This window comes from Streptomyces sp. URMC 129 (assembly GCF_051386415.1).
Classification (GTDB): Bacteria; Actinomycetota; Actinomycetes; order Streptomycetales; family Streptomycetaceae; genus Streptomyces.
Map to the genome: position 1 here is coordinate 25,399 of NZ_JBPQTQ010000015.1, position 22,194 is coordinate 47,592.

Consider the following 22,194-nt stretch of genomic DNA (forward strand, 5'->3'; position numbering starts at 1 on the left):
GGTCAGTCGCCGGACGGGGGCCGCGGCGGTGACTCCCGCTGCGCCGGGGGCGTCAGGTGGCGCAGGGCCAGGCGTTCCGCCTCCGCGTGGTGGCCGGCGCGGAGGGTGTCGAGCAGGGTCAGGTGTTCCCGGGCGTCCGCGAGGAGTTCGCCCGCGTCGGGGAGCGCGCCGTGCGCGGCCGGGGCCTGGGCCCTGCGGTGCAGGTCCTCGGCGACCGCGACCAGGTGGCGGTTCCCGGTCGGCTCCAGCAGCGCCCGGTGGAAGGCGCGGTCCGCCTCCGCGTACGCGGCCCGGTCGCCCGCCGCGGCGGCGCGCACCGTGGCGTCGGCCAGCGGGCGCAGCCCGTCCCAGTGCTCCGGCGGCAGGGCGCGGGCCAGCCGCATGACGGCCGGCACCTCCAGCGCGGCGCGCACCTCGGCCAGTTCGGCCATGTCGCGCGCGCTGCGCCCGGCGACGCGGAATCCCCGGTTGGGCACGATCTCCACCGCGCCCTCGCTGGCCAGCCGCTGCATCGCCTCCCGCACGGGCGTCGCCGACACGCCGTAGCGCTCGGCGAGCACGGGCGCCGAGTACGTCTCGCCCGGGGCGAGTTCGCCGCGGGCCAGGGCCTCGCGCAGCGCGGCCAGCACCTGGTCGCGCACCGAGTGCCGTTCGGGCAGCGGGCGCGGGCCGGGTCGCCGTCCGGCCCGGAGCGTGTCCGGCGACGGCACCGGTACGGCTGAGTCCGTTCGGGTGGGCTTCATCCGTCGCTCCGTCCCATCCCGCCTGTGTGTCAACGGTGTTCAGTTTCGCCACCCTAGGGGCACTCGCCCCTCCGGCACACCCCCGCGCCCTCTCGGGTAAGGTAAGCCTTACCTGTCCACGGTCGGCATTCGATCCAGAACGGTGGCTCATGAACGTGCCCGCCCTCGCCCGGACCACGCCCCTCGCACCGGCCTTCGCCCGCGTCGCCGAGGTGATGCCCGCGCTGCGCGTCAGCGAGGAGGCGCCGCGGCACGGCGACGGGTGGACGCGGGCGAGCGAGCTGGCGGCCGGCGGCCCGGCCCTGGCCGAGCTGCTCGCCAGGAACGACGAACGGCTCCGGGCCGAGTACGGCACCCGCGCCCGGCCCGACGTGGTCGCCGGTTTCGCGCTCCACCGCTACGCCTGGCCGGCCGCCGTCCTGTTCACCTTCCCGTACTTCCTGCTGCGCCGCGTTCCGTGGCTGACGCCCGACGACGTCTCGTTCAACCCGGGCGAGGGCCGGGTCACGGTCCGCGCCACCGCGTTCACCTGCCTGCCCGACGACCCGGCGGCGAGCCACCCGCTGGCGCGCGTGGTCCACGGCGACGAGGCGCTGCGCGCCGCCGTGCGGCGGGCCGCCGCCGATCATTTCGGGCCGATTCTCGCGGCGTTCGGCCCGCACATGCGGCGCGGGCCGCGCGCGCTGTGGGGCGCGGCGACCGACGAACTGGTGGAAGCGCTCTGGTACATGGGCAGCCTCGTCGGCGAGGAGGAGCGGGCGATGACCGAGGCCGGACTGCTGCTGCCGGGCTCCACCGCGCCGTTCGCGCGCGGTGCCGCGTTCCGCGAGCTGACCGGGCCCGACGGGAAGCGGCTGCGGACCAGGGACCGGGCGAGCTGCTGCATGTACTACACGCTGCGGCCCCAGGACACCTGCGTCACCTGCCCCCGCACCTGCGACGCCGAGCGAGTTATCAGGCTGGCCGCAAGCTGATAACAGATTCCCTTCCCCCCGACGCAACTTTCCGCGGAATATCATCCGTTGGCGTGATTCCACCCGAAATCATGCTGGCGGGACCTCGGTTAGCATCACGATGCTCGGCAGAGGCACAGCCACCACAGGATCACCACAAGGCACCGCGATCGCACCGCGAAGGCACACCCAGGCGAGGGGCATACCCGTATGACATCGACGGACATAGAATTCAGCTGGGTGCTCGCGGCAGCGGTGCTGCTGCTCGGATTCCTGGCGGCCGTCGCGCTGTTGACCCGTGGCCGCAAGGCTCCCAAGCACGCCGGCGCGGAGTCGGACTCCTGGGAGCGCCTTGAGGCGTCACGCCGGCGCCGGGAGCGCATCTACGCCTCCGCCTCCTACACGCTGCTGTTCTGCTGCGCCGGGGTGGCCGCGGCGCTGTCGTTCCAGGGCCTGGTCGGCTTCGGCCGGGAGAACCTGGACCTGTCGGGCGGGTGGGAGTACCTGGTGCCGTTCGGCCTCGACGGCGCGGCGATGTTCTGCGCGGTGATCGCGGTGCGCGAGGCCAGCCACGGCGACTCCTCGATGGGCTCGCGGATGCTGGTGTGGCTGTTCGCCGGTGCCGCGGCCTGGTTCAACTGGGTGCACGCGCCGCGCGGCGCCGGGCACGCGGGCGCCCCGCACTTCTTCGCGGGCATGTCCCTGTCGGCCGCCGTCCTCTTCGACCGCGCGCTGAAGCAGACCCGCCGGACCGCGCTGCGCGAACAGGGCCTGGTGCCGCGCCCGATGCCGCAGATCCGCTTCGTCCGCTGGATGCGGGCGCCGCGCGAGACGTTCGGCGCCTGGTCGCTGATGCTGCTGGAGAACGTGCGGACGCTGGACGAGGCCGTCGAGGAGGTCCGCGACGAGCGCCGCAAGAAGGACGAGCAGCGCACCGTGCGGCGCGAGCAGCGCAAGCTGGAGCGCGCCCGGATGCGGGCGCTGGGCCGCGAGCACCGGATGCTGGGCCAGGGCACACCGGCCCAGGCCCCGGCGCCCAGCGAGCCCGCCGCCCTCGAAGCGGGCTACCCACGCCGCGCCCTGCACGCCACCCCGGACGACTCCCGCGGCGGACGTGAGGACTCCCTGGACCCGACGTCCATGTCCCAGGCCGCGCCGAGGCTGGACTCCCTGGAGGAGAAGCTGGCCCGGATCGAGCGCTCCTTCGGCTGAGCGGGCGGACCACCACATCCCCGATGCCCCGGCCACCGGCTCCCCGGCGGCCGGGGCATTCGTGCGCGCCGCGCGGGCGGGCCGGTCCGGCTAACCCCCGGCGGGCAGGACGCCCTCCAGTGTCAGCAGGTGGCGTTTGCGGGGCAGACCGCCCGCGTAGCCGGTCAGGGAGCCGTCGGCGCCGATGACGCGGTGGCAGGGGCGGATCACCGTCAGGGGGTTGGCGCCGACCGCGCCGCCCACCGCGCGGACCGCGCGGGGAGAGAGCCCGGCGAGCGCGGCGAGCTGGCCGTACGTCACGGTCGAGCCGTAGGCGACGCGGTCCAGCGCCGCCCAGATCCGGATCCGGAACTCCGAGCCGCGCGGGGCCAGCGGGATGGCGAACTCCTTCAGCTCGCCCGCGAAGTACGCGTCGAGCTGGCGCGTCGCCGCGGTGAACGCCGCGTCGTCGCGCCGCCAGTCCGCGCCGATCGTCGCGCCGCCCTTCTGGCCCGGGACGGTGACCGAGGCGAGGGTGCCCGGCTCGGGCCCGGCGATCAGCAGGTCCCCGAGCGGGCTGGGGTGGGTGGTGTACAGCATCAGGGCCTCTCCGGGGTCGTCGGACGGGTCGGGTTCACAGCGTTCGTCGCGTTGGCCGCGTTGGTCGCGTTGGTCGCGTTGGTCGCGTTCCACAGGTGGTGCAGCGCGTAGGAGCGCCACGGGCGCCACGCCTCCGCCGCGCGGGCGGGGGCGCCGGTGACCCGCAGGCCCTGACGGACGCCCGCGTCGCCCGTCAGGAAGACGTCCGGGTCGCCCAGGGCCCGCATCCGGATGTAGCCGGCCGTCCACGGGCCGATGCCGCGCAGCGCGAGCAGCCCGCGTTCGGCCTCGTCGCGGTCCGCCCCCGGGCCGAGCGCCACGGCGCCGTCCGCGAGCGCGGCGCACACCGTGCGGAGGGTCCGGCGGCGGCTCTCCGGCATGCCGAGTTCGGTCAGCGGCGCCTCCGCCAGCGCGGCGGGCTCGGGAAAGACGTGGGTGAGCCCCCCGTCCGGCGCGGGCAGCGGCTTCCCGTACGCCGCCACCAGCGTCCCGGCGAGCGCGCGGGCCCCGGCCACGGTGACCTGCTGGCCGAGGACCGCGCGCACCGCCAGTTCCTCCGGGTCGGCGGCGCCCGGGGAGCGCAGCCCGGGGCGGGCGGCGACCAGCGGGCCGAGGAACGGATCGCCGCCGAGCCGTTCCGCCACCGCGTAGGGGTCCGCGTCGAGGTCGAACAGCCGCCGCGTCCGCTGCACGGCGGTCGTCAGGTCGCGCGGGTCGGCCAGCAGCAGCCGGCAGTCCAGCCACCGGGCGCCGGGCGCGCCCGCGGACTCGGTCACCTCCGCCACGCCCGTGCCGTGCGGCAGGGCGAGCGAGCGCCGGTACGTCCTGGCGCCCGGCGCGCCCAGCACCTCCTCGATCCCGGCGATCGCGCGGCGCTGGAGGAAGTCGAAGACCTCGCGCGCCGCGTACGGTCCCCGGTAGGCGAGCCGCAGCGGCACCCCCGCCGGGCGGGCCGGGCCGGCCGGGCGGCGGGACGGCGCGGCGGCGCGCAGCCCGGACGGGGTCAGGTCGTAACCGGCCCGCACGGTGTCGTTGAACTGCCGGACGCTGGAGAACCCCGACGCGAACGCGATCTCCGTGATCGGCAGGTCCGTCGTCTGGAGCAGGATGCGGGCGGTGTGCGTGCGCTGCGCCCGTGCCAGGGCGACCGGGCCCGCGCCCAGTTCGGCGGTGAGCTGCCGCCGCACCTGCCGGGCGCTGTACCCGAGCCGCCGGGCGAGCCCGGCGACGCCCTCGCGGTCCACCACGCCGTCGGCGATCATCCGCATCGCCCGGCCCACGGCGTCGGCCCGCGCGTTCCACTCGGCCGAGCCGGGCACCGCGTCCGGGCGGCAGCGTCGGCAGGCGCGGAAACCCGCGGCCTGGGCGGCGGCGGCCGAGGGGAGGAAACGGACGTTCCGCCGCTTCGGCGTGGTCGCCGGGCAGCTCGGCCGGCAGTAGATGCCGGTGGTCAGCACGGCCGTGAAGAACACCCCGTCGAAGCGTTCGTCGCGACTGCGCACCGCCTCGTACCTGCTGTCATCGTCCATCACGCGGTCCAGTGTGCCGGGCCGGGAGGCCGGGCACTGGCGGAAATCGGACGCGGCGGTTTACGGGGCGGCGTACGGCCAGGCTTCGCGCCGCGGTCTACGTGCCGGCGAGCCGCGCGGGGAAGCCGCCGGTGGCGATCGGGCCCCAGCGGTGGGGGGTGACGCGGATCAGCGACTTGCCCTGCCGCAGCATCGCCGCCCGGTACTCGCCCCAGTCGGGGTGCTCGCCCGCGATCGTGCGGTAGTACTCGACCAGCGGCTCCACCGCGTCCGGCACGTCCAGCACCTCGGCGGTGCCGTCGATCTGGACCCAGGGGCCGTCCCAGTCGTCGGACAGGACGATGACGCTGACCCCGGCGTCCCGCCGGGCGTTGTGACTCTTCGCGCGCTCGGGGTAGGTGGCGACGACCAGCCGCCCCTCGGCATCGACGCCGCAGGTCACGGGGGACCCCTGCGGGGAGCCGTCCGCCCGCCGGGTCAGCAGGATCGCGCGGTGGCGCGCGCGGACGAAGTCGAGCAGCCGGGGCTTGTCGACGCTCGTCGTCTTCGCGATCGAAGGACTCATGGCGCAGCAGACTACGCGCCCGGCCGGGCGCGCGGCGCGGTGCCCCGAGCCCCGGCGCGGGGCGGGGTCAGGCCGCCGCGACGACCGCCTCCGTACCGGCCGGGGTCAGGGCCAGCTCCAGCACCTGGCGGACGTCCGTGACCGGGTGGACGTCCAGCGTGTCCAGGATCTCCTTGGGCACGTCGTCCAGGTCCGGCTCGTTCCGCTGGGGGATGATCACGGTCGTCAGCCCCGCCCGGTGGGCGGCGAGCAGCTTCTGCTTCACGCCGCCGATCGGCAGCACCCGCCCGGTCAGCGAGACCTCACCCGTCATCGCCACGTCGGGCCGCACCTGCCGGCCGCTGAGCAGCGAGGCCAGCGCGGTCGTCATGGTGATGCCCGCGCTCGGCCCGTCCTTGGGCACGGCGCCCGCCGGGACGTGCAGGTGCACGCCGCGCTCCTTCAGGTCGCCCACCGGCAGCTCCAGCTCGGCGCCGCGCGACCGCAGGTAGGACAGGGCGATCTGGCCGGACTCCTTCATCACGTCACCGAGCTGACCGGTCAGGGTCAGTCCCGCGCCGCCGGTCTCCGGGTCGGCCAGGGACGCCTCGATGTAGAGGACGTCGCCGCCGGTGCCGGTGACCGCGAGACCGGTCGCCACGCCCGGCACCGCCGTACGCCGCGCGGCCGGTTCCTGCGCCGCCTCGGGCGTGTGGTGCGGGCGGCCGATCAGGTCCCGCAGCTTCTCCTCGGTGACCCGGAACGGCAGCGTGACCTCCGCCAGCTCGGCGCGGGCCGCGATCCTGCGCAGCAGCTGGGCGATGGTGCGCTCCAGGCCGCGGACGCCCGCCTCCCTGGTGTACTCGCCGGCGAGCTTGCGCAGCACGCCGTCCTCGATGACGACCTCCTCGCCGGTCAGCCCGGCGCGGTCGAGCTGCCGGGGAACGAGGTGGCCGCGCGCGATGGTGACCTTCTCGTCCTCGGTGTAGCCGTCGAGGCGCACCAGCTCCATGCGGTCGAGCAGCGGCTGCGGGATGGCCTCCAGGACGTTCGCCGTGGCCAGGAACACCACGTCGGACAGGTCGAGTTCGACCTCCAGGTAGTGGTCGCGGAAAGTGTGGTTCTGCGCCGGGTCGAGGACTTCGAGCAGGGCGGCGGCCGGGTCGCCCCGGTAGTCGCTGCCGACCTTGTCGATCTCGTCCAGCAGCACGACCGGGTTCATCGAACCGGCCTCCTTGATGGCCCGCACGACCCGGCCGGGCAGCGCGCCGACGTACGTGCGCCGGTGGCCGCGGATCTCGGCCTCGTCGCGGACGCCGCCGAGGGCGACGCGGACGAACTTCCGGCCCATGGCGCGCGCCACACTCTCCCCGAGGCTCGTCTTCCCGACGCCGGGCGGCCCGACCAGGGCCAGCACCGCGCCGCCGCGCCGGCCGCCGATGACCCCGAGACCGCGGTCGCCGCGCCGCTTGCGGACGGCGAGGTACTCGGTGATGCGGGCCTTGACGTCCTCCAGGCCCGCGTGGTCGGCGTCGAGCACGGACTTGGCGCCGGGGATGTCGTAGGAGTCCTCGGTGCGGGTGTTCCACGGCAGTTCGAGCACGGTGTCGAGCCAGGTGCGGATCCAGCTCCCCTCGGGGCTGTTGTCCGAGGCCCGTTCCAGCTTGCCGACCTCCTTCAGGGCCGCCTCGCGCACCTTCTCCGGCAGGTCGGCGGCCTCGACGCGGGCGCGGTAGTCCTGGCCCTCGTCGGCGGCGTCGCCGTTGAGCTCGGCCAGCTCCTTGCGCACGGCGTCGAGCTGGCGGCGGAGCAGGAACTCGCGCTGCTGCTTCTCGACTCCGTCCTGGACGTCCTTGGCGATGGTCTCGGCGACGTCCTCCTCGGCGAGGTGGTCGCTGAGGAGCTTGATGGCGAGCCGCAGCCGCTCGACGGGCTCGGTGGTCTCCAGCAGCGTCAGGCGCTGCTCGGCGGTGAGGAAGGGGAGGTAACCGGCGTTGTCCGCCAGCAGGCCGACTTCCTCGATCTGCTGCACCCGGTCCACCACCTGCCAGGCGCCGCGCTTGCGGAGCCAGCTCGTGGTGAGCGCCTTGTACTCCTTGACCAGCTCGGCGACCGCGCCGGGCAGGGGGCTGGGAACGGTCTCCTCCACCACCGTCCCCTCCACCCACAGCGCGGCGCCCGGCCCGGTGGTCCCGGAGCCGATGCGGACCCGCCGCAGACCGCGGACGAGGGCACCCGGGTCACCGGCGGCCAGCCGCCCGACCTGCTCGACGCGGCCGAGCACGCCGAACCGGGCGTACGTCCCGTCCACGCGCGGCACGAGCAGCACCCGGGGCTTCTCCCCCCGCGCCGCGGCAGCCTGCGCCGCCTCGACGGCGGCCCGCACCTCGGAGTCGGACAGCTCCAGCGGAACCACCATCCCCGGCAGCACCACCTCGCCGTCGAGAGGCAGGACCGGCAGGGTGAGCACCTCGAACGATGAAGTCATGACCTCTCCCTAGGCAGGCATGTTGAGTTACATCGACTCAATGCTGGGAGGGAGAGGGTTGTTCCCGGCCCCCGGCGCTGTTCGCTGTGAGCGATCACCGCCGGCCCGGGCCCACCGGATACAGCACGAACCCCCCATCGGTTAGTCCCGCCGGGCGGCACCGGAACAGAAGCGGGGCCCCGTACCACCGGGGCTGACCGGGCCTCGGGCCCGACCGCCACCGGGCGGACACCGGACAACCCCGCCCGAGGAGGCACCGGAAAGCCCGCCACGACACGACACCGCCATGCGCGACGACGGCCGAACCACCGCCGGAGTCCGCCCCGGACAGACCACCAACGGGCGGACACCCCCGCCCGGGGGCTGACCGGGCATCCGGCCCGTGCCGCCGCGCCGTCACCGGATCGCTTCGGGAGGCCGCCACGACACGCCGCCGCGGGCGGCGGCGACCGACCGCCCCGCAGGTGTCCGCAGCCGGCGGAGTGCCAACGCGTCCCACGGTGACCGGCATGGCCCACCGGCACCGGCACCGCCCTCACGAGGCCGCCGCCGAGCGCGCCCGAGCAGGGCGGGGCGGGGCAGAGCGGGGCTACGTGTCGCGGCGGAGGCGGTACAGGAAGTCGCGGGTGGCCGCGGGGGCTTCTGCCTCGACCACCAGGCGGTTCATCGTGTGGCGGTACTGCTCTATCTCGGACGGCTTGTCCGGGTACACCCCGCCGGTGAGCTGTTCCAGGTACACCACGTCCGGCAGCTCCCCGCCCGGCGGGCGCAGGACCGTGATCGGGCCGCAGATCGCCGCGTGGCCGCCGACCGTGAAGGGGACGACCTGGATCGTCACGTGGGGCAGCTCCGACACGTTCAGCAGGTGGTCGAGCTGGCGCCGCATCAGCCCGGCGTCACCCATCGAGCGGCGCAGCGCCGCCTCGTCGATCACGACCCACAGGTGCGGCGGCTGCGACCGGTGCAGGATCTGCTGGCGCGCCATCCGCAGCGCGACGCGGCGTTCGATCCGGTCGCGGGTGTCCTCGGGGCCGAGCGTCAGCAGGGCGCGGGCGTACTCCTCGGTCTGCAGCAGCCCGGGGACGAACTGCAGCTCGTAGCCCCGGATGACGACGGCGGTCTGCTCCAGGCCGAGGTAGACGTTGAGCCAGCTCGGCACCACGTCGTGGTAGACGTGCCACCAGCCGGGGGTGTTGGACTGCCGGGCCAGGGCGAGGAGGGTGGCGCGTTCGGACTCGTCGGTGACGCCGTAGAGCGTCAGCAGGTCGGCGACGTCCCGGGTCTTGAAGCCGGTCCTGCCCATCTCCAGGCGGCTGATCTTGGAGTGCGAGGCACGGATCCGGTGCCCGGCCTCGGCGCCGGTGATGCCGCGGGCCTCGCGCAGGCGGCGCAGCCGGGCGCCGAGGATCATGCGCGGGACGGTCGGCCCGCTCTGCTGGAGGTCGAGGTCGCGCGTCGTTCTGGAGCCGGAACCGACGGCATCGTTCACGCTCAGATTCAGGCCCATGTACGCTCCCCTGCCGCCACTGAGACCGCCCAACTGTACTAGATCCCTTTCCCGCCGCAACGGGTCGGACAACACCCGTTGAGCCGGGGCTGGTCACCTGGCGCCCGCGCTCCTACCGTAGCGGTATGACCGCCAGCACCCACTCGGTGACCAACCAGGTTCCGCCCCTGGTCGATTACGACGTTTTCGGCCAGGACGCCGCCCTCGCCGAGGCCTTCGCCCGGCACGTCGGGGCGGGCGTCGCGGCGGAGGCGACGGCGGAGCTGAGCGCGCTGGGCCGCGCCGCGGGGTCGGCCGAGGCCCAGGAGTGGGGCACGCTGGCCAACGCCCACCCGCCGGTGCTGCGGACCCACGACCGCTACGGGCACCGCGTCGACGAGGTCGACTTCCACCCGGCCTGGCACCGGCTGCTGGAGCGGGCCGTCGCGGCCGGGCTGACGGACGCCTGGTCGCGGCCGGACGGGCAGCTCCGGCGGGCGGCCGGGTTCCTGGTGTGGAGTCAGGTCGAGGCCGGGCACGGCTGCCCGGTGTCGATGACGCACGCGGCGGTGCCCGCGCTGCGCCACGAGCCGGAGCTGGCGCGGCAGTGGGAGCCGCTGCTGACCTCGCGGGCGTACGAGCCGGGGCTGCGGGCGCCGCTCGGCAAGGCGGGTGTGCTGGCCGGGATGGGGATGACGGAGAAGCAGGGCGGCTCGGACGTCAGGACCAACACCACGCGCGCACAGCCGCTGGCCGAGCCGGGCACGTACGCGCTGACCGGGCACAAGTGGTTCTGCTCGGCGCCGATGTCCGACGTCTTCCTGGTGCTGGCCCAGGCGCCGGGCGGGCTGACGTGCTTCCTGCTGCCGCGCGTGCTGCCGGACGGCACCCGCAACGCGTTCCGTATCCAGCGGCTGAAGGACAAGCTGGGGAACCGGTCGAACGCGTCGGCCGAGGTCGAGTTCGACGGCACCACCACGGCCTGGCGGGTGGGCGAGGAGGGGCGCGGCATCCCGACGATCCTGGAGATGGTCGGCGCGACCCGGCTGGACTGCGTGACGGGCTCGGCGGCGATCATGCGGCAGGCGGTGGCGCAGGCGACGCACCACGCCGCGCACCGGGAGGCGTTCGGCGGGCCGCTCATCGACAAGCCGCTGATGCGGAACGTGCTGGCGGACCTGGCGCTGGAGTCGGAGGCGGCGACCGTGCTGGCGATGCGGCTGGCGGCGGCGTGCGACGGGGCGGCCGGGAACAGCGCGGCGGAGCGGCAGTTGCTGCGGCTGGCGCTGCCCGCCGCGAAGTACTGGGTGACCAAGCGCTGCACCTGGCTGGCGGCCGAGGCGCTGGAGTGCCTGGGCGGCAACGGCTATGTGGAGGAGTCGGGCATGCCCCGGCTGCTGCGCGAGGCCCCGGTCAACTCGATCTGGGAGGGCTCGGGCAACGTTCAGGCGCTGGACGTGCTGCGGGCGCTGCGGCGGGAGCCGGGCGCGCTGAACGCGTACTTCGCGGAGGTCGGGAAGGCGGCCGGCGGGGACCACCGGCTGGACGGCGCCATCAAGGCGCTGCTGGGCGAGCTGTCGGACCTGGAGGGCATCGAGGCCAGGGCGCGCCGACTGGTGGAGCGGCTGGCGCTGGTGCTCCAGGGCGCGCTGCTCGTGCAGTACGCGCCACCGGCGGTGGCGGACGCGTTCTGCGCGTCGCGGCTGGGCGGGGACTGGGGCGGCGCGTTCGGCACCCTGCCGCACGGCACCGACCTGCGGGCGATCGTGGCGCGGGCCTGGCCCGTTGACGGCGCGTAACCGCGCCGGGTTTGGCGCCCGTTCATCGGGTTACGCGATGTCGTGACAAACCTCGCACGAGCGGATCTCCGTACGAGGAGTTCTCTGCGAAAGGGAAGTCATGACCACAGCGATCATCATCCTGGCCGTGACGGTCGTCGCCGTCGTCCTCGTCGGACTCCTGGTGGGCCTGCCGCGCGGGGGCGTCGGCAACGGGCGGCTCCAGCGCCGTTTCGGGCCGGAGTACGAGCGGACCCTGGCACACCACGGCGGGGACGCCAAGGCGGCGAAGAAGGAGCTCGCCGAGCGGCTGCGGCGGCACGGCGGGCTGCGGGAGCGCCCGCTGGCGGCCGGCGAGCGCGAACAGTACGAGATCAGGTGGACGCGGGTGCAGGAACGGTTCGTCGACTCGCCCGGCGCGGCGGTGATCGAGGCCGACCACCTGCTGACCCGCCTCGTCCACGACCGGGGCTTCCCGTCCGACTCGTACGACGACCAGGTCGCCGCGCTGTCGGTGCACCACCCGCGCCTCGTCGACGGATACCGGCGGGTGCACGCCCTGGCCCGGCCGGGCGAGTCGGTCCGCGCGGACGGGACCGGCGGGCCGACCACCGAGGAGTTGCGCGAGGCCGTGCTGCGCGCCCGCGACCTGTTCCGGGAACTGCTGGCCTCCGGCCCGGAGCAGCACGGCGGGCGGCGGACGGCACGGTCGCACGGCGCCGGCGGGCGGACCGTGCGCCTGCGCCTTCCGGGCACCGTGCGGCATTCGGACGCCACGACGAAGGGCGGTGTGTGATGGCGAAGCAGGCGGAGGAGTACGGGACGGTGCCGCGGGCGGCCGGGGACCCGGCGGAGCCGGGGCTCGGGCCGGTCCCGCCGGGCGGGCCGACGGCGGACGAGGGCGTCGGCGTGGAGGTGCGCGACGGCGCGCTCTTCCCGCCGGAGGACGCCGAGCGGCTGCGGGCCGGGCTGCAGAGCGCGGTCGTCGGCTTCGTGGACAGCCCCGACCGGGCCGTCGCGCAGGCGGACACCCTGCTGGACGAGGCGATGACCTGCCTCGCGGACCGGCTGGCCGAGAGCCGGGGGCGGCTGCGGGAGCACTGGCAGGGCAACGCCTCCCTCGGCACCGAGGAGCGCCGGACCCTGCTGCTGGAGTACCGGGAGCTGATGTCGCGGCTCCTCGCCGTCTGACCCGACCCCCTCTTACCGATCCTCACCGATCCCTTCCGGCCCCGCGATCCCCCCACCGGCCCCGGGCCCACGCGCCCGGGGCCGGTCGCGGCGCATGGGCGACAATGCCCGGGTGAACGATTCCGCCCCCGGCACCGTCAGCGTGACCACCTGGTCGCTGGAGCAGACCTCGCCCGCCGACCTCCCGTCCGGCACCGGCACCGGCACCGGCACCGAGGGGACGGTGCGGACGGTCCGGGCCGAGGTGCCGAGCCCGGAGTTCAGCCGCTTCCTGTATACGGCGGTCGGCGGAGACATCCACTGGACGGACCGGCTCGGCTGGGACTACGGACAGTGGCGCGCCTTCCTGGAACGGCCGGGCGTGGAGACGTGGGTGGCGTACGACCGGGGGACGCCCGCCGGGTACGTCGAGCTGGATCCGCAGGACGAGGGCGCCGTCGAGATCAGTTACTTCGGTTTGCTCCCGGCGTTCCGCGGCCGGGGCATCGGCGGCCCGCTGCTGTCGTTCGGCACCGCGCGGGCCTGGGACCTCGCGGAACGCTGGCCCGGCCGGGAGCCGACCCGGCGGGTGTGGGTGCACACGTGCAGCAAGGACGGCCCGTTCGCGCTGGAGAACTACCGGCGGCGCGGCTTCCGGGTGTTCGCCACCACCGTCGAGGACGAGCCGGTACGGGCCGCTCCCGGGCCATGGCCAGGGGCCGGACACCACATGTGACGGACATCTCACAGATCTCACATAACGGGACAGCTTCGTCCACATTGTGGACAACGGTGGACTCGCGCGTCACCGCGTGCCACGCTGCCGTCATGCAGCGAGCTGGAATTGCCCTGGTGAGTCGGCGCGATGTCGACTTCGGTCGAATGTCCAGCGCCATCTGTCCGGTGTCCTGAGAGCCGCGGGACCGCCGAGCCCCGTTGTCCCCCCTCCCCCTCGTGCGCGGGCGCGCGCCCCGCACCTGACCTCGCATGACTCCGCCCCGACGTCCGCAGCGCCGCGGCCGTCCCGCCGGAGCCGCCCCTGCTGCTGCCCGCAGAAAGATCTGACGATGTCCGACTCCGCGAAGAAGCCCGCCCCGACCCGCCGCAAGGCAAGCCGCCACCGCGGCGAAGGCCAGTGGGCGGCCGGGCACTTCACGCCGCTCAACGGCAACGAGCAGGTCAAGAAGGACGACGACGGTCTCAACGTCCGCACCCGCATCGAGACGATCTACGCCCACCGGGGCTTCGACGCCATCGACGGCGGCGACCTGCGCGGCCGGATGCGCTGGTGGGGCCTCTACACCCAGCGCCGCCCGGGCATCGACGGCGGCAAGACGGCGGTGCTGGAGCCGGAGGAGCTGGACGACGAGTTCTTCATGCTCCGGGTCCGCATCGACGGCGGGCAGCTCACCACCGCGCAGTTGCGCGTCGTCGGTGAGATCTCCCAGGAGTTCGCGCGCGGCACGGCCGACATCACCGACCGGCAGAACGTCCAGTACCACTGGATCCGCATCGAGGACATGCCGGAGATCTGGCGGCGCCTGGAGGGCGTGGGCCTGTCCACCACCGAGGCGTGCGGCGACACCCCGCGCGTCATCGTCGGCTCGCCGGTCGCCGGTATCGCCGAGGACGAGATCATCGACGGCACCCCGGCCATCGAGGCGATCCACCGCCGGGTCGTGGGGAACAAGGCGTACTCGAACCTGCCCCGCAAGTTCAAGACGGCCGTCTCGGGTTCGCCGCTGCTCGACGTGGCGCACGAGATCAACGATGTCGCGTTCGTCGGCGTCGTCCACCCCGAGCACGGCCCCGGCTTCGACGTCTGGGTCGGCGGCGGCCTGTCCACCAACCCGAAGATCGGCGTCCGGCTCGGCGCCTGGGTGCCGCTGGACGAGGTGGCCGACGTCCACGAGGGCATCGTCTCCCTCTTCCGCGACTACGGGTACCGGCGGCTGCGGACCCGGGCCAGGATCAAGTTCCTGGTCGCGGACTGGGGCGCGGAGAAGTTCCGCCAGGTGCTGGAGGACGAGTACCTGCTGCGGAAGATGATCGACGGCCCCGCGCCCGAGCAGCCGGTCCACCACTGGCGGGACCACGTGGGCGTGCACCGGCAGAAGGACGGCCGTTTCTACGTCGGGTTCGCCCCGCGCGTCGGCCGCGTGGACGGCACCACCCTGACCAAGATCGCGGACCTGGCCGAGGCGCACGGCTCGGGGCGGGTGCGCACGACGGTCCAGCAGAAGATGCTCATCCTGGACGTGCCCGAGGACCAGGTCGCCCGCCTCACCGAGGGCCTGGAGGCGCTGGACCTCATGGTGACGCCCTCGGCGTTCCGGCGCGGCACCATGGCCTGCACGGGCATCGAGTTCTGCAAGCTCGCCATCGTCGAGACGAAGGGCCGGGGTTCCTGGCTCATCGAGGAGATGGAGCGCCGCCTGCCGGACTTCGACGAGCCGATCACCATCAACATCAACGGCTGTCCCAACTCCTGCGCCCGTATCCAGATCGCGGACATCGGTCTCAAGGGCCAGCTCGTCACCGACGACAACGGCGAGCAGGTGGAGGGCTTCCAGGTCCACCTCGGCGGCTCCCTCGGCCTGGAGCCCGGCTTCGGCCGCAAGGTCCGCGGCCTGAAGGTCACCGCGGCGGGCCTGGCCGACTACGTCGAACGAGTGCTCCGCGCCTTCCAGGAACAACGAGCGGACGGCGAGCGCTTCGCTCAGTGGGCCGCGCGTGCCGACGAAGGGTCTCTGTCATGAGTGAGTTGTCATGAGTGAACGGGCCGCCCCGTTCTACTGCCCGTACTGCGGGGACGAAGACCTGCGTCCGAACGAGGAGGGGCACGGCGCCTGGGAGTGCGCGGCCTGCAACCGCGCCTTCCGGCTGTCGTTCCTCGGCCTCCTCGCCAAGGGGCTCGCGCGCCCCGCCGCCGCCGACCGCGGCGGCGAAGCCCGCTGAGAGAGCTTGAGAGAAGGGGCATCATGACCACCGCCACCACCAGGGAGTCCCATAGAGCTCAGGAGCTGCGCGCCCTCGCCGAGCGGGCGGGCCGCGAGCTGGAGGACGCCCCGGCGCTCGACATCATGCACTGGGCCGCCGAGACGTTCGGCTCCCGGCTGTGCGTGACGTCCTCCATGGAGGACGCCGTCGTCGCCCACCTGGCCTCCCGCGCGCTGCCGGGCGTGGACGTCCTGTTCCTGGACACCGGTTACCACTTCGTGGAAACCATCGGCACCCGCGACGCCGTCGCCGCCGTGATGGACGTGAACGTCGTCACCCTCACCCCGGAGCTCACCGTGGCCGAGCAGGACGCGCGGTACGGCCCGCGCCTGCACGACCGCGACCCCGACCTGTGCTGCGCGATGCGCAAGGTCAAGGTGCTGGAGGCGGGGCTCGCCCCGTATGACGCCTGGGCGACCGGGCTCCGCCGTGACGAGTCCTACACACGTGCGAATACTCCGGTGGTCGGATGGGACGCCAGGCGGGAAAAGGTGAAGATTTCCCCGATTGCCCGTTGGACGCAGGCGGATGTGGAAGCCTACGTGGCGGAGCACGGGGTGCTCACCAACCCGCTCCTCCAGGACGGCTACGCCTCCATAGGGTGCGCCCCCTGCACGCGGCGCATAGCCGAGGGCGAGGACGCGCGCGCCGGACGCTGGGCCGGCCTGGGCAAGACCGAGTGCGGACTGCACGCCTAGATCCGCCATGGACGACGCACACCACGCCACCACACCACCGGCACAGCGAGAACGACGAGGGAGCGAGCGGGAGATGAGCGAGACTCGGCAGGGCGCCACCATCTGGCTCACCGGCCTGCCCAGCGCGGGCAAGACCACCATCGCCCGCGCGCTGGCGGCACGGCTGACGGCCGAGGGCCACCGGGTCGAGGTCCTGGACGGGGACGAGATCAGGGAGTTCCTCTCCGCCGGTCTCGGCTTCACCCGCGAGGACCGCCACGTCAACGTCCAGCGCATCGGTTTCGTCGCCGAACTGCTCGCCTCCCACGGCGTGAAGGTGCTGGTGCCGGTCATCGCCCCCTACGCGGACAGCCGCGAGGCGGTCCGCAAGCGCCACCAGACGGCGGGCACCGGCTATGTGGAGGTGCACGTGGCCACGCCCGTCGAAGTGTGCTCGGTCCGGGACGTCAAGGGCCTGTACGCCCGGCAGGCCGCCGGCGAGCTGTCCGGGCTCACCGGGGTCGACGACCCGTACGAGGAGCCGGTGGACCCAGACCTGCGGATCGCCGCACACGAACAATCCGTCGAGGAGTCAGCGGACGCGCTGTACGCCCTGCTGGGCGACCGGGGACTCCTGTGAACCACGCACGACAAGACGAAAGGAGCGCGGCATGACCGTCACCGTGCGCAGGACCGGCGAGACCGCCGGCGGCAGCGCGTACGCCCTGTCGCATCTGGACGTACTGGAGTCCGAGGCCGTCCACATCTTCCGTGAGGTGGCCGGGGAGTTCGAACGCCCGGTCATTCTCTTCTCGGGCGGCAAGGACTCCATCGTCATGCTCCACCTGGCGCTGAAGGCGTTCGCCCCCGCGCCACTGCCCTTCTCCCTCCTGCACGTCGACACCGGGCACAACTTCCCCGAGGTCATCGCCTACCGCGACCGCGTCGTCGCCCAGCAGCACCTGCGCCTGCACGTCGCGTCCGTCCAGGACTACATCGACCGCGGACAGCTCCGCGAGCGCCCCGACGGCACCCGCAACCCGCTGCAGACCGTCCCCCTGCTCGACGCCATCGACACCCACCGCTTCGACGCCGTCTTCGGCGGCGGGCGCCGCGACGAGGAGAAGGCCCGCGCCAAGGAGCGCGTGTTCTCCCTGCGCGACGAGTTCGGCGGCTGGGACCCCCGCCGCCAGCGCCCCGAACTGTGGCAGCTCTACAACGGCCGCCACGCCCCCGGCGAACACGTCCGCGTCTTCCCCCTGTCCAACTGGACCGAACTCGACGTCTGGCAGTACATCGCCCGCGAGAAGATCGAGATCCCGGCGATTTATTACGCGCACGAGCGGGAGGTGTTCCACCGCGACGGCATGTGGCTCGCCCCCGGCGACTGGGGCGGCCCCCGGGACGGCGAAGTGCTCGAACAGCGTCTCGTCCGTTACCGCACCGTCGGGGACATGTCCTGCACCGGCGCCGTCGACTCCGACGCCGAGACCATCGAGCAGATCATCGCCGAGATCGCCGCCTCCCGCCTCACCGAACGCGGCGCCACCCGCGCCGACGACAAACTCTCCGAGGCCGCCATGGAGGACCGCAAGCGCGAGGGCTACTTCTGATGACGACCCCCGCCCCCACCCACGCCGCCAACCCGGCCGACGCCACCGGCACCGCGCTGCTGCGCTTCGCCACCGCGGGCTCCGTCGACGACGGCAAGTCCACCCTCGTCGGGCGGCTGCTGCACGACTCCAAGTCCGTGCTGGCCGACCAGCTGGAGGCCGTGGAGCTGGCCTCCCGCAACCGCGGCCAGGACGCCCCGGACCTCGCGCTGCTCACCGACGGCCTGCGCGCCGAGCGCGAGCAGGGCATCACCATCGACGTCGCCTACCGCTACTTCGCCACCCCCCGCCGCCGGTTCATCCTCGCCGACACCCCCGGGCACGTGCAGTACACGCGGAACATGGTGACCGGCGCCTCCACCGCCGAGCTGGCCATCATCCTGGTCGACGCCCGCAACGGCGTGGTCGAGCAGACCCGCCGCCACGCCGCCGTCGCCGCGCTCCTGCGCGTGCCGCACGTCGTGCTGGCCGTCAACAAGATGGACCTCGTCGGCTACGCCGAGGACGCCTTCGCCCGGATCGCCGGGGAGTTCACCGCCTACGCGGCCTCCCTCGGGGTCCCCGAGATCACCACGATCCCGATCTCGGCGCTGGCGGGCGACAACGTGGTGACCCCCTCGGCTGCCATGGACTGGTACCCCGGCCCGACCGTGCTGGAGCACCTGGAGACCGTGCCCGTCACGCACGACCCGACCGCGGACCCCGCCCGGTTCCCGGTCCAGTACGTCATCCGGCCGCAGACCGCCGAGCACCCCGACTTCCGCGGCTACGCCGGACAGATCGCCTCCGGTGTGCTGCGCGTCGGGCAGCGCGTCGTCGTCCAGCCCTCGGGCCGGACCAGCGTCATCGAGCGGATCGACGTCCTGGGCCAGTCCGTCGACGCCGCCTGGGCGCCGCAGTCGGTCACCCTCACCCTCACCGATGACCTGGACATCTCGCGCGGCGACCTGATCGCCCCGGCCGACGGCGCCGCGACCCCGTCCCAGGACATCACCGCCACCGTCTGCCACCTGCACGACCGGCCGCTGACCCCGGGTGCCCGGGTGCTGCTGAAGCACGCCACCCGCACGGTCAAGGCCATCGTCAAGGAGATCCCGTCCCGCCTCACGCTGGACGACCTCTCCCACCACGCCGAGCCGGGCGAACTGCTGCCCAACGACATCGGCCGCGTGGTGATCCGCACCTCGGAGCCGCTGGCGATGGACGCCTACGCGGACTCCCGCTCGACCGGATCGTTCCTGCTGATCGATCCGGCCGACGGCGCGACCCTCACGGCAGGCATGGCCGGCGACGCCTTCGGGGGCGCCGCCGCGCCGGCACCCGACGACGACACGGATGGGTGGGACTTCTGACCATGACGGACGACGTCTTCTCGACGTTCGCCAAGGAAGGCGGACGGATAGGCAGCGGTGCCCTCGGCAGTGGCGAGGGCGGCATGGGGCCCTGTGCGGTGCGCTGACCCGACAGCGCTGACCGACGTCCCTGCCCGCACCGACACAGCCTTTCCGAGAAGAGAGACTCCATCATGAACACCGCTCGTTCGCACGCGCCTGCCATAAGACCAGCCCGCCGCCTCCTCAGAGCCGCGGCGGCGCTTCCCCTGCTCCTCGGCGCGCTGGCCGCCTGCGGCTATGGCTCCGACGCCGACGACGACGGCTCGGACCCGTCGGGCGACGCGACCGCCGGCGGTGAGGCCCTGTCCACCGACGAGGTGGCGATCGGGTACTTCGCCAACCTCACGCACGCCACCGCCGTCGTCGGCCTCCAGGAGGGCGGCCTCATCCAGCAGGAGCTGGGTGGCACCGAGGTGACCCCCCAGATCTTCAACGCCGGCCCCGCCACCATCGAGGCGCTCAACGCGGGCTCGATCGACGTGGCGTTCATCGGCCCCAACCCGGCGATCAACGGCTTCGCCCAGTCCGGCGGCGAGAGCCTGCGCATCGTCTCCGGCGCGGCCTCCGGCGGCGCCTCCCTGGTGGTCAACCCGGACGAGATCAGCGGCCTCGACGACCTGGCGGGCAAGGACATCGCGACTCCGCAGCTCGGCAACACCCAGGACGTGGCGCTGCTCAACTACCTGACCGAGCAGGGCTACGAGGTGGACGCGGAGTCCGGCACCGGCGACGTCTCCGTCCTGCGCATCCAGAACGCGGACATCCCCGCCGCGTTCGACAGCGGCGAGATCGACGGTGCCTGGGTCCCCGAGCCCACGGCCTCCAAGCTGGTCGCCGGCGGCGCCGAGACCCTGCTGGACGAGGGCGAGCTGTGGGAGGGCGGGCAGTACGTGACGACCCACGTCATCGCCTCCCAGGAGTTCCTGGCCGAGCACGAGGACGTCGTCGAGGCCATCGTCCGCGGCGTGGTCCGCACCACCGCCTGGATCAACGAGAACCCGGAGGAGGCCAAGACCGAGTTCAACGCGGCGCTGGGCTCCCTGGACGGCGGCAGTGAGCTCCCGGCGGAGATCCTCGACCCGGCGTTCGAACACGTCACGTTCACCTACGACCCGCTGGCCACCACGCTGGCCACCGGCGCCGAGCACGCGGTCGCCGCGGGCCTGCTGGAGGAGACGGACCTGACGGGCATCTACGACCTGTCGATCCTGAACCGGGTGCTGGCCGAGGAGAACCTGCCGGAGATCACCGACGACGCCGGTCTCGGCGTCGAGTAACACCCGCCGGACGACCACCCAGGAGGTGACACCGATGGCCATCGCCCTCGAGAAGACGGAACGGGAAAGCACCACCGACACGGCCGAGTACGCGGTCCGCTTCGACCACGTGTCGAAGTCCTTCGGCCGTGCCGGCAAGCAGCAGCTCGTACTGGACGACATCAGCCTCGATGTCGCCCCTGGAGAGTTCGTCACCCTGCTCGGCGCGTCGGGCTGCGGCAAGTCGACCTTGCTGAACCTGACCGCCGGGCTCGACGCGGCGTCCGCCGGGACCATCTCGGTCCCCGGCGGGCGCCCCGCCCTGATGTTCCAGGACCACGCCCTCTTCCCGTGGCTGACCGCGGGCAGGAACGTGGAGCTGGCCCTGCGCCTGCGGGGCGTCCCCAAGGGCGAGCGCCGCCCCGAGGCCGAGCGGCTGCTCGCCCTCGTCCGGCTGCAGGGCTCCTACCACAAGCGCGTCCACGAGCTGTCCGGCGGCATGCGGCAGCGCGTCGCGCTCGCCCGGGCGCTCGCCCAGGCCAGCAATCTGCTGCTGATGGACGAGCCGTTCGCCGCGCTCGACGCCATCACCCGGGACGTGCTGCACGAGGAGCTGACCCGGATCTGGACCGAGACCGGCGTCTCGGTGCTGTTCGTCACGCACAACGTGCGGGAGGCCGTGCGGCTGGCGCAGCGCGTCGTTCTGCTGTCCTCCCGGCCCGGCCGGATCGCGCACGAGTGGCGCGTCGACATCGAGCAGCCGCGCCGCATCGAGGACTCCGCCGTCTCCGCGCTCTCCGTGGAGATCACCGAACGACTCCGGGAGGAGATCCGCCGCCATGGCCAGCAGTGAGTCGACCACGAAGACGGCCTCCCCCGGCGGTCCGGTCAGCAAGCAGCCCGACCTCGCCGGGCTGGAGGCCGGCCTCGACGCGCTGGAGACCGGCGGCGGCACCGAACGGACGCCCGTCGGCCGTGTCGTCCTGACCAAGATCGTGCCGCCGCTGGTCGCGGTGGCGCTCGTGCTGCTGGTGTGGCAGCTCGTGTACTGGGCCGATGTCCAGAAGGACTACCTGCTGCCCAGTCCGGGCGACGTCTGGGCCGAGTACGAGGAGATGTGGACCGAGGGCACCCTCTTCGAGTTCATCTGGACCAGCATCTCGCGCGGCATCCTCGGCTTCCTGATCGCCGTCGGCATCGGCACCCCGCTGGGCCTGCTCGTGGCCCGGGTGAAGCTGGTACGGGCCGCGATCGGGCCGATCCTGACCGGTCTCCAGTCGCTGCCGTCCATCGCGTGGGTGCCGGCGGCGATCATCTGGTTCGGCCTCAACAACAGCGCGATCTACGCCGTGGTGCTGCTCGGCGCGGTGCCGTCCATCGCCAACGGCATCGTGGCCGGCGTCGACCAGATCCCGCCGCTGTTCCTGCGGGCCGGGCGGATGCTGGGGGCCCGGGGGCTGACCAGTGTGCGGCACGTGCTGCTCCCCGCGGCGCTGCCGGGCTATCTGGCCGGGCTGAAGCAGGGCTGGGCGTTCTCGTGGCGGTCGCTGATGGCGGCCGAGCTGATCGTGCAGTCGCCGAGCCTGGGCACCGGGCTCGGGCAGTTGATGGAGACCTACCGGACGCTGCAGAACATGGCGGGCGTGCTCGGCACGATCATCCTCATCCTGATCGTCGGCGTCGCCATCGACCTGCTGTTCTTCTCCCCGCTGGAGCGGCGCGTGCTGCGCAGCCGCGGCCTGCTGTCCCGGGTCTCGTGACACCCGCGTGGC

Annotated in this window: 21 protein-coding genes; 15 read left to right on the plus strand and 6 right to left on the minus strand. The window is 73.4% G+C overall.

The genetic code is table 11. The features are described from left to right. Positions 1 to 2: 2 nt before the first annotated feature. Entirely contained in the window at positions 3 to 743 is a 741-nt protein-coding gene (locus ACSNOC_RS05240) for a GntR family transcriptional regulator (protein ID WP_436746044.1), read from the minus strand. A 149-nt stretch (positions 744 to 892) separates the two neighbouring features. Here ACSNOC_RS05240 and ACSNOC_RS05245 point away from each other — a divergent pair, with 149 nt between their 5' ends. Together ACSNOC_RS05245 and ACSNOC_RS05250 are read left to right on the plus strand one after the other, a co-directional pair. After that, on the plus strand, positions 893 to 1,717 hold the full coding sequence (locus ACSNOC_RS05245; protein WP_436746045.1) for a (2Fe-2S)-binding protein: 825 nt from the start codon (positions 893 to 895) through the stop codon (positions 1,715 to 1,717). 189 nt (positions 1,718 to 1,906) lie between these two features. Then, a complete protein-coding gene (locus ACSNOC_RS05250) occupies positions 1,907 to 2,908 on the plus strand; it encodes a DUF2637 domain-containing protein (protein ID WP_436746046.1) in 1,002 nt (333 codons plus the stop codon). 90 nt (positions 2,909 to 2,998) lie between these two features. Here the strand turns inward: ACSNOC_RS05250 and ACSNOC_RS05255 are convergent, their stop codons facing one another. From ACSNOC_RS05255 to ACSNOC_RS05275, 5 genes are all read right to left on the minus strand, one after another. Next, positions 2,999 to 3,487, minus strand: a complete 489-nt coding sequence (locus tag ACSNOC_RS05255; protein WP_436746047.1) for a methylated-DNA--[protein]-cysteine S-methyltransferase — start codon at positions 3,485 to 3,487, stop codon at positions 2,999 to 3,001. Continuing rightward, positions 3,487 to 5,016: an AlkA N-terminal domain-containing protein gene (locus ACSNOC_RS05260; RefSeq protein ID WP_436746076.1), complete on the minus strand. Its 1,530-nt coding sequence runs from the start codon at positions 5,014 to 5,016 to the stop codon at positions 3,487 to 3,489. The genes ACSNOC_RS05255 and ACSNOC_RS05260 overlap by 1 nt, the downstream gene beginning before the upstream one ends. Positions 5,017 to 5,113: 97 nt before the next feature. After that, positions 5,114 to 5,581, minus strand: coding sequence for a PPOX class F420-dependent oxidoreductase (locus ACSNOC_RS05265; RefSeq protein ID WP_436746048.1), 468 nt, complete (start codon positions 5,579 to 5,581; stop codon positions 5,114 to 5,116). Positions 5,582 to 5,648: 67 nt separating this feature from the next. Further along, complete coding sequence (lon, locus tag ACSNOC_RS05270) at positions 5,649 to 8,048, minus strand: endopeptidase La (protein ID WP_436746049.1); 2,400 nt, start codon at positions 8,046 to 8,048, stop codon at positions 5,649 to 5,651. 589 nt (positions 8,049 to 8,637) lie between these two features. Continuing rightward, a complete protein-coding gene (locus tag ACSNOC_RS05275; protein WP_436746050.1) occupies positions 8,638 to 9,555 on the minus strand; it encodes a helix-turn-helix domain-containing protein in 918 nt (305 codons plus the stop codon). Between the two features lie 125 nt (positions 9,556 to 9,680). On the opposite strand from ACSNOC_RS05275, the gene ACSNOC_RS05280 reads away from it, so the two are divergent. The 13 genes from ACSNOC_RS05280 to ACSNOC_RS05340 all read left to right on the plus strand — a co-directional run bounded on the left by ACSNOC_RS05280 (position 9,681) and on the right by ACSNOC_RS05340 (position 22,182). Next, complete coding sequence (locus tag ACSNOC_RS05280; protein ID WP_436746051.1) at positions 9,681 to 11,333, plus strand: acyl-CoA dehydrogenase family protein; 1,653 nt, start codon at positions 9,681 to 9,683, stop codon at positions 11,331 to 11,333. A 100-nt stretch (positions 11,334 to 11,433) separates the two neighbouring features. Next, the gene (locus ACSNOC_RS05285; RefSeq protein ID WP_436746052.1) at positions 11,434 to 12,108 is read left to right on the plus strand and encodes a hypothetical protein; all 675 of its coding nucleotides are present in this window, start codon (positions 11,434 to 11,436) and stop codon (positions 12,106 to 12,108) included. Then, positions 12,108 to 12,503: a hypothetical protein gene (locus ACSNOC_RS05290; protein ID WP_436746053.1), complete on the plus strand. Its 396-nt coding sequence runs from the start codon at positions 12,108 to 12,110 to the stop codon at positions 12,501 to 12,503. The genes ACSNOC_RS05285 and ACSNOC_RS05290 overlap by 1 nt, the downstream gene beginning before the upstream one ends. A gap of 94 nt (positions 12,504 to 12,597) precedes the next feature. After that, a complete protein-coding gene (locus tag ACSNOC_RS05295; RefSeq protein ID WP_436746054.1) occupies positions 12,598 to 13,218 on the plus strand; it encodes a GNAT family N-acetyltransferase in 621 nt (206 codons plus the stop codon). A gap of 331 nt (positions 13,219 to 13,549) precedes the next feature. Next, positions 13,550 to 15,241 (plus strand): nitrite/sulfite reductase, encoded by a 1,692-nt coding sequence (locus tag ACSNOC_RS05300; RefSeq protein ID WP_436746055.1) that lies wholly within the window; start codon positions 13,550 to 13,552, stop codon positions 15,239 to 15,241. 10 nt (positions 15,242 to 15,251) lie between these two features. Then, positions 15,252 to 15,440 (plus strand): hypothetical protein, encoded by a 189-nt coding sequence (locus ACSNOC_RS05305; RefSeq protein ID WP_436746056.1) that lies wholly within the window; start codon positions 15,252 to 15,254, stop codon positions 15,438 to 15,440. 23 nt (positions 15,441 to 15,463) lie between these two features. Continuing rightward, positions 15,464 to 16,180, plus strand: coding sequence for a phosphoadenylyl-sulfate reductase (locus ACSNOC_RS05310; RefSeq protein WP_436746057.1), 717 nt, complete (start codon positions 15,464 to 15,466; stop codon positions 16,178 to 16,180). 73 nt (positions 16,181 to 16,253) lie between these two features. Then, positions 16,254 to 16,799, plus strand: coding sequence for an adenylyl-sulfate kinase (cysC, locus tag ACSNOC_RS05315; protein ID WP_436746058.1), 546 nt, complete (start codon positions 16,254 to 16,256; stop codon positions 16,797 to 16,799). 31 nt (positions 16,800 to 16,830) lie between these two features. Continuing rightward, the gene (gene cysD, locus ACSNOC_RS05320; protein WP_436746059.1) at positions 16,831 to 17,772 is read left to right on the plus strand and encodes a sulfate adenylyltransferase subunit CysD; all 942 of its coding nucleotides are present in this window, start codon (positions 16,831 to 16,833) and stop codon (positions 17,770 to 17,772) included. After that, positions 17,772 to 19,124, plus strand: a complete 1,353-nt coding sequence (locus tag ACSNOC_RS05325) for a sulfate adenylyltransferase subunit 1 (protein ID WP_436746060.1) — start codon at positions 17,772 to 17,774, stop codon at positions 19,122 to 19,124. Before cysD ends, ACSNOC_RS05325 begins: the two co-directional genes overlap by 1 nt. A 173-nt stretch (positions 19,125 to 19,297) precedes the next feature. After that, positions 19,298 to 20,443, plus strand: coding sequence for an ABC transporter substrate-binding protein (locus ACSNOC_RS05330; protein WP_436746061.1), 1,146 nt, complete (start codon positions 19,298 to 19,300; stop codon positions 20,441 to 20,443). Positions 20,444 to 20,477: 34 nt separating this feature from the next. Continuing rightward, entirely contained in the window at positions 20,478 to 21,275 is a 798-nt protein-coding gene (locus ACSNOC_RS05335; RefSeq protein WP_436746062.1) for an ABC transporter ATP-binding protein, read from the plus strand. Beyond that, positions 21,262 to 22,182 (plus strand): ABC transporter permease, encoded by a 921-nt coding sequence (locus ACSNOC_RS05340; RefSeq protein WP_436746063.1) that lies wholly within the window; start codon positions 21,262 to 21,264, stop codon positions 22,180 to 22,182. Before ACSNOC_RS05335 ends, ACSNOC_RS05340 begins: the two co-directional genes overlap by 14 nt. Positions 22,183 to 22,194 lie beyond the last annotated feature (12 nt).